This is a genomic window from Yeosuana marina (genome assembly GCF_011762485.1).
Lineage (GTDB): Bacteria > Bacteroidota > Bacteroidia > Flavobacteriales > Flavobacteriaceae > Yeosuana > Yeosuana marina.
Window position 1 is genome coordinate 121,334 of record NZ_JAAKGI010000037.1, and the last position, 12,838, is coordinate 134,171.

The following is a 12,838-nucleotide window of genomic DNA, read 5'->3' on the forward strand; positions in this document are numbered from 1 at the left end:
AAATCACTTTCCCGTATCAGGACTTAATTTTTTTGTAGGCTTTCCATATAACCTATAATTTCTTTTACAGCTGTACTGTCCAATCGTGCGCCACCGTGTATGAGTGTGTAACTTTCCAACGGCATTTCGCCACTTTCTATCTGCTTTATAATGGAACGCAGCTTGCTGTTCTTCCTACGACTGGAATAGGTGTCCCATTCATTAAAATTTAGTTCATCCTTTCCTTCCTTGATGTGGTCTTCCAGAAACCAAGCGGCAGGCTGTATCTTACTGTACCACGGATAATCTGTATTGTTGCTATGACAATTATAGCAGGAAACCTGCAACTGATTTTTAATCGTCGCAGGTACTTGATTTACTATCATAAAATCACTTTGTGGTATGGTATCGCTCTTATTCAAGGTTACTGGAAAGAACTGAATCACTACCAACGCCACAAGGGCAATCCACGCTATGATTTTTAGGATTCTCAATTAATTGATTTCTCGTTGAACCTTTCCGCATCTCAACATTTGGCTTCCGTAATAAGGATTCAACACGTTTTCTTCTTTGCTCAACCACGCAGTTCCACCATCATACATAGGGCAAAATTGCTCGTATAGTTTCGCTTGTGTACCTGTGATGGCAACCATATCGGTTACATCCTTACTTAATATCTTAAAATGCTCACGCTGGTGCTTGATGTCACTTTCTGAAATATGCTCTGCGTGTTCTGTGGCATCTTCGATAATGTCATTTAATTCTGATTTTTCATTATCAGAATAGTTTGAAGCATCAAAGGATTTAAGAGATTTAGCCAATGTATTTCCCAATTCTTTCGCCTTGCCATTATCATCGCCTACAAGCGCATCTTTTAAGTTGAAATAGTCATTTAGGATTGCTTCTGCTTTTGCATCTTGGTTGTCACTCATCGTCATATCATCTTTGTCATCCATAGACTCTTGGTGCATCTCATTGCTCATAGATGCTGGTTCATTCTTATTTCCATCCTTACAGGAAACCGTTAGTACCATTGTGGCAGCAAGTGCTATCGTACCTATTGTTCTTTTTAATGTTTTCATATATTTAGGTTTTAAGGGTTATTTTTTAGAATAACAGATTCCCATTTCGTTAAAAATGGGAATCTGTTGTTTTGATTATGCCAAATAGGCCTCACACGCCTCAGCACATTTTTTACAGGCTTCTGCACAATCTTTACAATGTTGGTGGTCGTGTTTGCCACAAACTTCTGCACATTTCTTACATATCTCGTGGCATTTTTCAACCATCGCTTTCGCGAAAGCGGAATCCATAGCCAACAATTTTACCGTCGTGCTACATACTTCGGCACAGGCTCTATCCGTGCGAATGCAGTCAACCATCATCTTGATGTTGTCTTCATTTAGACAAGCATCTGAGCAGTAGTTGCAATGTGCGATACAGTTGTTTAAAGCTTCAATCAATTTTGAATTTTTCATAGTTTATAGTTTTAATTAATATTCAGTTTTAATTTTTAAAATCTTAATGAAAGTCCGCCACCGGCGCCAAAGCGGTTGTCGTAACTTCCCATTAATGAGAAGTTTCTGCTAAGTACATATTCCAGTCCAACTTGCCACGTGGTTTCTTCTTCAAAGTCCTGACCTTCGGGTAACTTGCCGTCCCATCCAAAATCCATCTGGTACTCATACTCGCCATAAACGCCCAATCGTGGGAAAATCATAAAGCCTGTACTAAAACTTACCTGCGGACGCAGTTTGCTATCAATTCTAAAATCTGAATTAATGAGCAATGGCATTAACCATCGTACACCAGCAATGGCGGTCGTGTTTATTTCTTCAAGACTATCTTCGCCTTCATTCTCTACGTTTACACCACCAAATACACGGAAGTAATCATTGAGATAGCGTTCATATGTGAACTCTGCTTCCAGATTTTTGTTCCAGCCATATTCGCCCCTCAAGGCAAATTGATTTCTAATATTTGTCGCGGTAGCGTATAACTCGGTCATATGACTTGCAGCCGTGATTTCGCCCCAAGTAAATATGTGGTCTGCTTCATTAGTAAGGTTGGTAAGTGGATAATCTTTTAGACGCTGGTCACGAGGTGTATCATAACTAAAAACTCTTGCCATACCGCTCATCATATGATAAAGGATGTGACAATGGAAAAACCAATCACCGGTTTCGTCAGCAGCAAACTCAAATACAACTTTCTGCATTGGCGCAACGTTTACTGTATGCTTTAGTGGCGAATACTCGCCGTTCTCATTCAATACTCTAAAGAAGTGACCGTGTAAGTGCATTGGGTGGTGCATCATCGTGAGATTATTGAGCGTTACACGCACAACTTCACCTTGTTTAATTTTAATTTTATCGGTTTCTGAAAGTGGAACACCGTTGATAGACCAGACGTAACGGTTCATATTTCCAGTAAGATTGAATAGCATTTCCTTTACAGGCTTATCGTTTTCAAATACGGTCTTTTCAGGCGACCGTAAATAGTTGTAATTGAACTCGGGATTACCGCCCGTTTTCATATTATCACCTACTACTTTATCCTTTGGTACCATATAGCCCATCTTCATTCCGTCCATTTCCATATCGCCATCCATATCCATATTTGCCTTTCCTTTCTTCATCTTCATTTCGGTCTTAGACATCTTCATTTTGTCGTCCTTCATATTCATTTTAGAATGGTCCATTTTAGTGTGAGCCATTTTGGTAGAATCCATCGCCATTCCATCCATTTCTATCTTTTCATCTTTCATAGACATACCATCCATTTGCATACCGCCCATATCCATCTTATACTTTTCCATTACTTGAATGGAATCGTTTTTTGATGGGTTGAATTTTGAAGCAGGTGCGCCCATTTTCATTCCCATAGACATCATTTGCTTCATATTCTTAATAAGATTGGGCTCTGGAACTACAGGTGCTTCCAATACATTTCCAGTACCTATAAATGCCGAAGCTTCGCCAGAACCATCCTGTGCCGTGGCGCGCACTCGAAGTTTTCCGTTTTCTGGAATCGTCACTATAAAATCATAGGTTTCAGCAACGCCTATCAAGGTTTTGTTATGCGGAACGGGAACGACATCCAGCCCATCGGCAGATACGAGCATCGGATCTTCGCCACCAAATGTGAGCCAGAAATAGGACGCTGCGGCTGCGTTTACAAATCGAAGTCTCACACGTTCGCCAGGCTGAAAATCTGGGTAATCCTGTGAAGCACTACCATTGATAAAAAACTTGTCAAAATAATTATCTGAAATTGCCATATCAGGCATACGCTGCCAAGCCATCTTTAACTTGGCACCTACCGCACCTTGTGCAATTAATTTATCAAGACTTTGAACCTGTCCTTTTTTAATCAAGTACCATTCGTTACCACGTTTTAGATTTTTAAGTTGGGATTTAGGGCTTTCATCTATCCAATCTGATAGTACAAACACTAAATCCTTATCATATTCTAAATCAGTTTCTTTTGGGTTGATTTGGATGGAACCATATACACCACGTTGCTCTTGCAGACCAGTATGCGAGTGATACCAATACGTTCCAGATTGTTTTAATGCAAATTTGTACTGTTGGGTTTCGCCGGGATTAATAGGTGGCGTCGTTAGGTATGGAACACCATCATAGAAATTTGGTAGAATTAAACCGTGCCAATGGACTGATGTTTCCACATCCATATTATTAGTCACATTTATAATGGCAAACTCGCCTTCATTGAACTCAAGATTGGGTCCAGGTATGCCGCCATTAATGGTCATCGCCTTAACATCCTTACCCGTAAAGTTTACGGTTTTATAATCTATGGTTAGGTCATAAACACGTTCTGGCCAGTTGTCAACATTTTCTTCAGTCTCGTTCGCTACCAATTGAGCTTTTGCACCAAAAGCGATGAGCATCGTTAGAAGTAATGTGATTTTATATTTCATAGTATTTAATTTTATTATGATAAAATTACCGCTGTAAATCAACAGCTTGTGTCATAATTATGGTTGTTATCTACATAATTTTGTCCAAGGAATTCCTAAAATTTTTCTGTTGGGATTTATAAGCTGTCAGGCTCATTCCCGTCTGATTTTTAAACTGACCGCTCAAATGATTGATATGGCTATAACCCAGAAGTTGTCCCATTTCAGTAAAATTGAGTTCCTTGCCTTGAATCAATTCTTTAACCTTTTCAATTTTCAATTTGATGAAATACTTTTCAATGGTAATTCCTTCAGTAAAAGAGAATACCTTACTGATTTTTGAGTATTCTTGGCCCAATGCACCTGCTAAATGCACGGATAATTTCTCATTGAGTTCTAAAGGCAATTCTTGCAATGCCTTTATCAGTTCTACCTTTACCTGCTCTGTGAGTTTTTCTTCGGTACTGCCAATAAGGGAAAAACCATTACTCTCAAGCAGTTTTTTTAATTTTTTGATTTCATCGTCGCTCTCGATATCGAGTCGCATACGGCCCAATTCGATTTGTAACAATTCGATATTTTGATTATCCAGTCCATCCTTTAAGACCTTGATACATCTATCACAAACCATATTTTTTATGTAAAAATCCTTGACCATAATTAGTTAATTAAATAGTTAATAATGGCCGATTGCACATAGTACCCTTTTACCGACTCAATTTGATTCATTTGAAATTTTAACTGCAATTCCTGAATGTCCAGCACATCATTAAAGTCGATGGTGCCTGTTTCATAATTTTTGACCAGAATTTCTTCGGCATCTTGGGCTTGTTTCAGGTTACGGGCTTGTGTGTTATAGGCGATGCGTGCTTGGTTGCGTTGCGATTGAGCTTTCGCGAAAGCAGATTCCAATACATTTAATCGCTGTTCCCGTTGGGTTTCAATTTCCTGCTGTCTCAATTCATTTTGTCTTGAAATAGATTTGTAACGGTTGTTGAAAATGGGAATGGAAACAGACACCATAGGCATCAAAACATCTTTCCCATTATCGCTGAAGTTGATGTCGCTACGTTCAGTTACAGGCAAGTAATCCACACCAAAACCAATCATAGGCAAGCTCTCACGCTGGTTGAGCAGTTCAGATTGTGCTACCGATTCGTAAAGCTTGTAGTATTTGAGCAGTTCAGGATTGAGCGTTAGCGCTTCATTGTCATAAAATGGGGCTTCTTTCGGAATTTCCATTTCTGGAATTACGTCAACAGTCATCATTGAATCACGATTTAGCAAGTTGTTGAAAGCCGTTTGTTCTGCCGTGAATTCTTCTTCCAGTACTTCCTTTTGTTGCTGTAATTCATTTTGCCGTATCTGAAGTCGCAATACATCTACGGCGCTCGCTTTGCCTACTTCTACAGATGTGAGTGCAAGTCGCTCATAGGTTTCAAGTAGCTGTATGTTTTCATCCAGTACGGCTTGTTTGGCACGTATCCCATACAATCGGTAATAGGTTTGTGCGACCGAAAGTGCGAGTTTGCGTTTTGCAATCGTGATTTCCACATATTCGGCATCTGCCATTGCTGTTGCGTAATTTTCACGAGCCGTGATAGTGCCGAACCACGGCAACATTTGTTTGACGCCCATTCGTGCACGCTGTGCGCCCACTCTGGTTTCAGGCTCGCTCACAAAATAGCCGGCACTTACTTCGGTATTGGGAATCCAGTTGGCTTCGTTTACCTTTTCTTCGGCGATGTTGTATCGCAATTTAAAAGCTTGAATTTCTGGATTGTTGGCTTCGGCTTCCTGAATGTAAGATTGTAATTGTTGCGCCTGCCCGCCGATTCCGACAAGAAGTAACACTAAAAACAAGAATGCGTTCAGGCGGGCTTTCGCACTTCGTCTTCGCTCAGTATGAACTTCAGCAGTAACAAATAAGAACACGAGTATATATTTCAATTTTTTCATCTGTTTGCTCTTTTAAGTTGGTATTCCTTTTTCCAGCTGTATAGGACTGGCAGTAGGAAATAGGACGTTACGTCGATTATCATTCCGCCAAAAATGGGAATCGCCATCGGTATCATTATATCGCTTCCCTTTCCTGTGGATGTGAGTACTGGTAGTAGTGCCAAAACTGTGGTTACGGTTGTCATCAAACACGGACGGATGCGTTTTCCAGCCGCTTCCAAAGTGGCGAGCCTTATACCTTTTTGAGAATCTGGGTCATTGCTTTTGAAGGATTGGTCTAAATAGGTGGCCATTACCACACCATCATCCGTTGCTATACCGAAAAGGGCAATAAAACCAACCCAAACGGCCACACTTAAATTGATGGTTTTCATATTGAATAAGTCCCGTAAGTTCTCGCCAAAAAAGCTGAAATTGAAAAACCAATCTTGCCCGTACAGCCATATCATTATGAAGCCACCTGCAAAGGCTACGGCGATGGCGGTAAATACCATAAGCGATGTGGAAACCGACCTGAATTGGAAATATAAAATCAAGAAAATAACCAGTAAACAGAGTGGTACGACTACCGACAAAGTTTTTTCTGCTCGCAACTGATTTTCATAAGTTCCCGTAAAACGATAGCTAATACCTTGTGGTACGACCAGCGTACCATCGTCAATATTTTCTTGGATTAAGGCTTGGGCATTTTCCACCACATCTACTTCTGCAAAGCCATCGAGTTTATCAAACAGCACATAGCCAATTAGAAAAGTATCTTCACTCTTGATGACTTGTGGTCCTTGTTCGTATCGAATTTCAACCAATTCACCCAAAGGTACAGGACTTCCTTTCTCAACGGGAACATAAATCTTACGCAAGTCGTCTGGATTTGCTCGTAATTCTCTTGGATAGCGAACCCGCACGGCATAACGCTCACGACCTTCCACAGTTTGCGTGAGTGGCATACCGCCAACCGCCACTTGAAGGATTTCCTGCACATCCATTATGGATATTCCGTAACGTGCCAATTGGTCTCGCTTAATATCGATGAGCAAGTATGGTTTGCCCACGATTCGGTCTGCAAACACGGCTTGTTCTTTAACACCTTCGGCTTGTTTTAGGATGTCTTCCAGTTGTAATCCAAAGTTTTCTATCGACTTTAAATCGGGTCCTTTTACCTTGATGCCCATAGGTGCTCGCATTCCCGTTTGTAGCATTACCAATCGGGTTTCGATGGGTTGCAACTTGGGTGCCGATGTCACGCCTGGTAATTTGGTCACTCGTACAATCTCGTTCCAAATATCATCTGGACTATTGATGTCTGGTCGCCAGTTTCGGTAGTATTCGCCATCTTCATCTTCAATCAAATCATTGCGTGTAGCAGTAGTCTTGAGCGAAGCTTTTTCATAGTTGGCATCTTCATCTATCTCATTATTTGGGTTGATGATGAATTTATTGTTCTTCAGCACAAACAATCCATCTTCATTAACCTTATAGCGTTGTCGCTTGCCAGAGCTATTCCGCATATATTCAGATTTATACTGAATGACGTTTTCGTACATCGAGAGTGGTGCTGGGTCGAGTGCACTTTCTGTCCTTCCAGCTTTTCCCACTACGGTTTCAATTTCAGGAATACTTGCCACGGCCATATCGAGCTGTTGCAACACACGCTTGTTTTCTTCAACACCTGCGTGTGGTAAGGATGTAGGCATCAACAGGAACGAGCCTTCATTGAGTGCTGGCATAAACTCTTTGCCCGTATTTCGCATTATTAGAATACCGAGCGTGAGCACCGTAGCCGGAACGATTAAGAATAGATATCGGTTTTGAAGTGCCCATTGCAAAATACGCTCGTAGTATATCCTGAAAATTGAGAATACACCGAGCAGTCCAAAACAGATAATGGAAACAAATATCAGGTTCATCACGATGCTTCGGTCAAAGCCCAACGGTCGCCAGTAGTTCGCGAGCAAGAATACGATGGCAACCGATGAAATGATAATGTCGATTAGGTTTTTACGCTTTCGCGAAAGCGTACCACGCATCTTTAATAATGATGTGATGGCAAAGGCGATAAGAATAAGTCCCAGCCAATAGCCGTAAACGATAGCGAGAATCCCCGATAAAACAAGTGCACCACTAATGGCATACTGGGTGCGTTCCCGCACGCTCGTTTTGCGAAACAGGAATGCCGCAATGGGTGGAATGATAAACAGCGCAATGATAAGGGATGCCGTGAGTGCCATTGTTTTAGTAAATGCAAGCGGGCGGAACAGTTTTCCTTCTGCACCAATCATCGTGAACACGGGCAGGAAACTGATTATTGTTGTTAAAACTGCGGTTAGGATAGCACCAGAAACTTCGGCAGTTGCGTTGTAGATGATTTCGTTTGTGGTGTACTCGGTACCGTTTTCATTGAGGCGTAACTTTTCATCTTCCAAGTGTCGTATCATATTTTCGGCGAGTATGACGCCCACGTCCACCATTGTACCGATGGCAATGGCGATACCTGAAAGGGCAACGATGTTTGCATCTACATTAAAGAGCTTCATCGTGATAAAAACCATCAAAACGGCTACGGGCAATAATCCTGAAATAAGTATGGATGCACGTAGGTTGAACACCATTATGATAATGACCAAAATGGTAATCAAGATTTCCAAAGTCAGGGCTTCGTTTAGCGTGTCCAGCGTTTCTTGAATGAGTTCGGTACGGTCGTAAAATGGAACGATGGTTACTTGTGAAGTGCGACCATCTGCCAAGGTTTTTGTGGGAAGACCAGAGCTGATTTCGGCAATTTGTGCCTTCACATTATTGATAACTTCCAACGGGTTTGCACCATAGCGAGCGACGACTACACCGCCCACAACTTCGGCACCTTCCTTATCGAGAATGCCACGTCGGGTAGCTGGTCCCAAATGAACGTTTGCCACATCTTTGATGCGGATGGAAGTGAAATTTTCAGAATCTACAACAGCACTCTCAATGTCTGTGATAGACTTTACGTAACCCAATCCGCGCACGAGATATTCGGCTTGATTGATTTCGAGCGTTTGTGCGCCTATATCTTGATTGCTTTGCTTTACGGCTTTGACCACATCGCCCATACTTACATTGTACTGGCGCATTTTTTCTGGGTCGATATCCACTTGATATTCCTGTACATAACCACCTATGGAAGCCACTTCAGAAACACCACTTGCAGAGGATAGCCCGTACTTCACATAGTAATCCTGAATACTACGCAATTCCTGTAAATCCCAACCGCCAGTCACGTTTCCGTCTTTATCACGACCTTCCAACGTGTACCAAAATATCTGTCCTAAACCTGTGGCATCTGGACCTAAAGATGGGTTGACACCATCGGGCAAAAGGTTTGCTGGTAGTGAGTTCAGTTTTTCCAGTATGCGACTGCGTGACCAGTAGAACTCGATGTCCTCTTCAAAAATGATATAGATGCTGGAAAACCCAAACATAGACGAACTACGAATGGTTTTCACGCCCGGAATACCGAGAAGGGAAGTGGTAAGCGGATATGTAATTTGGTCTTCAATATCTTGTGGCGAGCGACCTTGCCACTTGGTAAAAACAATCTGTTGGTTCTCGCCAATATCAGGTATGGCATCTACGGCAACTGGGTCTGTAGGCAAAAAGCCAGTTTCCCAATTAAAAGGCGCATTGACCACACCCCAACCCACAAATAGGGCGAGCAGTAGAACGGCAACAAGTTTGTTTTCTATGAGAAATTTAATGCTCTTATTCAGCATAGCATTTGATTATTAGATAATTGGAATTGCGTGTTGCATAAAATGGCAAACACGAGTTTTAGCCCACTACAGCGTAGCTGTTGGGCTTCATTCTGAAAATCTAACAAATCAAATTAAGAAAGTCTGGTGCAGCACTTGCACATCCCGTTTGACAAAGGGTCGCGGGTAATCTTCAAAAGGAACTTCTTTAGATTCGGTTCCTTCAAAAAGGTTTATATAAGAATAGGTAAAAGCAGCGATGAATGTTTGCTGCTCGAATGAAAGGGTGTCAAATGAAATTTTGAGGTCATCCTTGCCTTCCTTGACAATTTGCTGGTCAGAACAACACGATTTTTCAGTCATTTTAGGATTCTCACAACTTTTAACGGGTTGCGCTTTTTCCATTCCGCAACCTTCAGCTTTTGAGAATAAACTGAAATCTACCAAGTTATCCCCACAATAGTGCATATCCACGGTAAATGACATTGTAGAGAACATCACTACAAAAGCCATCGAAATGGATAATATTTTATGGAAAACTTGTTTCATTGTTGCAAAATTACAAAATTTTAACAGTTTTTATTGGGATTAACACAAATTTAATTTGTTTAAAATGTTCACAGAAGCATTTATTTCCAATGTCCAGTTGCAATTAAAAGTCTTTTCATTTTTATGAGATGACCCTCATCTTTAAAATGTTGATGGTTCAGCATCTTCTTAAGTTGACCAATGGTTTCTTTTGAAGTTAATCCTGTCTTTTCACAAAGTTGATGAAACTTTTGAAATTCTTCTAACTTGAATTTTGCCTTCTCAACAAATTGTTCGCCATTTTCAGATTCCTCATAACTTGATTGAATTTCGAAATGTTTTTCTATTGTTCCCGGTTTTCCAATTATCAGTTTTTCAGCGTTACTTTGAACAATTCCATTTGTAGTAAAAACATAGTCCCTGTCGTGAACCATTCTATTAATTCTGGTTTGACCATCAGCAATGTTGTTTGGGAAGATTTCCAAATAATATTGAGTATCCAAGGGTAAAGTTATTACAGAGTCAGGATTAAAGAGGCCCTCGAATCGCGTTGATTTTATGCCACGTATAGAAACTGGATTATCACAGGTAATCAATGGTGCATTTTTATCATTGATTCGGTGGACGTTTATTGTACAGTCATATTTGAAGTCCACAAATTCTTTCCATTTTTCCAAATGTTGCACTAAGAATTTTACCCTGTTTCGTTCTTTAAATTCGTGTCTAACTTTATCAATATCCTTTATATTGAACTCGTGCCTTTCTTCTTCAAACGTAAATTTCACATCGCCATTCTCGTCAGCGTACAAAAGCATTCTATCTAAAATTTGGTCTGTAAAGGCATTTTGATGATTAAGAAATCTTGGTGTTCTAAAATAAAGAGAAAGACAGACGTATAATACCTGTCTCTTTTGCTCAGGGGTCAATACCTTCACACTCTCATCGACAAGTAATTTGTATATTTTAGGGAATTCTGAATCTACGTGTTCGGCATAATGATGTTCTAAATCGTACTTCCTATCAACTTCAGCATTCGGTATAGTGTAAAGATTTTTTTTGAAGCAGATACTTTTGGTGCTAATTTTTTCAAGTAGCAAATCGTCTTCAAGTCTATAAGCATCTACTAAATAGTTTCCCTTTTTGGCTTCGACACCAAAATTTTTTAGGTAGGAACGTGGTATGTAGTGTTGTTTGATGGGTTCGTTTTTTGCCATATCGTAAATATCTAATTGTATAGTCCAGGAATATAAGTCTTCGGTGTGAGAAATGGAATTGACAATCTCGCCTGTACGGTTTGATTAAAACTGAAATTTTTAAAATCTGTTATTTCGTAAAAATCGTTTCGAGTTGGTTCAGAATTTAAAGCATAGACAACACCAAACGGCGGGAAAGTGATTTCGCCAAGATGATGATATCCTTTTTCTGTTCTTGCCATTCCCCAACCATTTCTTACTTGTTTTGTAACGGTGTGGTACATAAAAATTCTTAAGCCAACTGGCAAGTCCTTTGAATCTTTATCTAAAATGAAATTCGCAAGACCCTCTAAATTTAAAAGTTGGTCGCTTGTATCTATGGCCATAAACATTGCTAAAATCTGTTTAAGAATATTTAAGGGCTGTATGGCATATTCAAAGGTTATAATTTTTGATGCCCAAATTCTGTTGATCAACGCCATCATTCCTATATAAGCGAACTTCTTGTAGCTGTCCCCATAGTAACTACCCGTAAGATTATTACAAGATTTGCATAAATAATAACCGCCAGCACCTTGATTACTACGAATTTTTTTACCGTACAGATAACTTTTTTTATCGTGAAGATGAACTGACTTTTGAAACAATACAGGATTAGAATTAAAGGCACTTTGTGGCGGAACGTGCTCAAACGTTAGTTTGCCGTAATTACCGCAGATTCTGCATATTCCTTCTTTTTTCAACTAATACTTAACGATTAAGGTTTTTAATTTTTTCAGTTAATTCTTTGTTCTGAAATCTTTCTTTAGCTTCACGTTCAATTCTTAATCCCAAGCCTTTTGTTTGGTTGATATGGTTTGAAGTAAGTTGATTGACATAGGCATAGATTATTCCAACGTCCTTATTCATTTTTGTGTTCCAGTCGAAATTATAAAGTTCTTTCAATTCTTCTGTCGGTGTAGTTCTGAATACGAAATTAGGGTTTTTATAGTGTCTGCCATCGTCCAGCAATATGACCATAAGAAAGACCCGGCTAAACCCTATCTTAACGTAGCCATCTACTTGCTTTGTTCCCTTTTTCTGAACGCTTGTAATCTTGTTGATTTTTGGCGATTGATTTTCTAAAGATTCTGATTTTACTATTTTACATTCTATACCAATTGCATTGTTTTCGTCACCTTCTTTGTAAAGAAGGATGTCAATATCGCCAGGTTTCTTTTTAGGCTCTGTTATTGGTTCTTTCACGCCACTATGATGGATGACAGAGGATGTTGAAAATAGATTTTTGAAAAGCATATGTTTAAAATCGGTATTGCTCATTAACCAATTAATTACATCGTCTTCATTTTCAAAAGTTCTGGTCACACTTGCATCTGGTTCGGGGTTATTTACAAAAAATGAAATTTTTGATGCACCCGTTATAGGTTGCCTATCTGAAATAACAAATTGTGTAACCTCGTATTCAGTTGGTGGTTCTTTTTGAAAGAAGGCCTTAATTGTCTTTTTAAATCTCGCCAGTATTTTCATAG

At 39.9% G+C, this 12,838-nt stretch carries 11 protein-coding genes; all 11 read right to left on the bottom strand.

The window, feature by feature from the left end; translation table 11 throughout:
- Positions 1 to 23 precede the first annotated feature (23 nt).
- Complete coding sequence (locus G5V56_RS16275) at positions 24 to 473, bottom strand: heme-binding domain-containing protein (protein ID WP_166967045.1); 450 nt, start codon at positions 471 to 473, stop codon at positions 24 to 26.
- Entirely contained in the window at positions 474 to 1,061 is a 588-nt protein-coding gene (locus G5V56_RS16280; protein ID WP_166967047.1) for a DUF3347 domain-containing protein, read from the bottom strand.
- Positions 1,062 to 1,136: 75 nt separating this feature from the next.
- Entirely contained in the window at positions 1,137 to 1,457 is a 321-nt protein-coding gene (locus G5V56_RS16285; protein WP_166967049.1) for a four-helix bundle copper-binding protein, read from the bottom strand.
- Between the two features lie 35 nt (positions 1,458 to 1,492).
- Entirely contained in the window at positions 1,493 to 3,922 is a 2,430-nt protein-coding gene (locus tag G5V56_RS16290) for a multicopper oxidase domain-containing protein (RefSeq protein ID WP_166967051.1), read from the bottom strand.
- 70 nt (positions 3,923 to 3,992) lie between these two features.
- Positions 3,993 to 4,559, bottom strand: coding sequence for a response regulator transcription factor (locus G5V56_RS16295; protein WP_166967053.1), 567 nt, complete (start codon positions 4,557 to 4,559; stop codon positions 3,993 to 3,995).
- Positions 4,560 to 4,561: 2 nt separating this feature from the next.
- A complete protein-coding gene (locus tag G5V56_RS16300) occupies positions 4,562 to 5,860 on the bottom strand; it encodes a TolC family protein (RefSeq protein ID WP_240911378.1) in 1,299 nt (432 codons plus the stop codon).
- Entirely contained in the window at positions 5,857 to 9,609 is a 3,753-nt protein-coding gene (locus G5V56_RS16305) for an efflux RND transporter permease subunit (RefSeq protein ID WP_166967055.1), read from the bottom strand. Before G5V56_RS16305 ends, G5V56_RS16300 begins: the two co-directional genes overlap by 4 nt.
- Before the next feature lie 108 nt (positions 9,610 to 9,717).
- Positions 9,718 to 10,137 carry an HYC_CC_PP family protein gene (locus tag G5V56_RS16310; protein ID WP_166967057.1) on the bottom strand — a complete coding sequence of 140 codons (420 nt, stop codon included), beginning with the start codon at positions 10,135 to 10,137 and terminating at the stop codon, positions 9,718 to 9,720.
- 80 nt (positions 10,138 to 10,217) lie between these two features.
- Positions 10,218 to 11,330, bottom strand: a complete 1,113-nt coding sequence (locus G5V56_RS16315; RefSeq protein ID WP_166967059.1) for a DUF4238 domain-containing protein — start codon at positions 11,328 to 11,330, stop codon at positions 10,218 to 10,220.
- A gap of 11 nt (positions 11,331 to 11,341) precedes the next feature.
- Positions 11,342 to 12,052 (bottom strand): hypothetical protein, encoded by a 711-nt coding sequence (locus tag G5V56_RS16320; protein ID WP_166967061.1) that lies wholly within the window; start codon positions 12,050 to 12,052, stop codon positions 11,342 to 11,344.
- Positions 12,053 to 12,059: 7 nt separating this feature from the next.
- Positions 12,060 to 12,836: a hypothetical protein gene (locus G5V56_RS16325; protein WP_166967065.1), complete on the bottom strand. Its 777-nt coding sequence runs from the start codon at positions 12,834 to 12,836 to the stop codon at positions 12,060 to 12,062.
- Between the last annotated feature and the right edge of the window lie 2 nt (positions 12,837 to 12,838).

Coding starts and splice junctions, on each gene's coding strand:
- G5V56_RS16280 (WP_166967047.1), bottom strand. CDS start 1,061: ATGAAAACATTAAAAAGAACAATAGGTACGATAGCACTTGCTGCCACA.
- G5V56_RS16285 (WP_166967049.1), bottom strand. CDS start 1,457: ATGAAAAATTCAAAATTGATTGAAGCTTTAAACAACTGTATCGCACAT.
- G5V56_RS16290 (WP_166967051.1), bottom strand. CDS start 3,922: ATGAAATATAAAATCACATTACTTCTAACGATGCTCATCGCTTTTGGT.
- G5V56_RS16295 (WP_166967053.1), bottom strand. CDS start 4,559: ATGGTCAAGGATTTTTACATAAAAAATATGGTTTGTGATAGATGTATC.
- G5V56_RS16300 (WP_240911378.1), bottom strand. CDS start 5,860: ATGAAAAAATTGAAATATATACTCGTGTTCTTATTTGTTACTGCTGAA.
- G5V56_RS16305 (WP_166967055.1), bottom strand. CDS start 9,609: ATGCTGAATAAGAGCATTAAATTTCTCATAGAAAACAAACTTGTTGCC.
- G5V56_RS16310 (WP_166967057.1), bottom strand. CDS start 10,137: ATGAAACAAGTTTTCCATAAAATATTATCCATTTCGATGGCTTTTGTA.
- G5V56_RS16315 (WP_166967059.1), bottom strand. CDS start 11,330: ATGGCAAAAAACGAACCCATCAAACAACACTACATACCACGTTCCTAC.
- G5V56_RS16325 (WP_166967065.1), bottom strand. CDS start 12,836: ATGAAAATACTGGCGAGATTTAAAAAGACAATTAAGGCCTTCTTTCAA.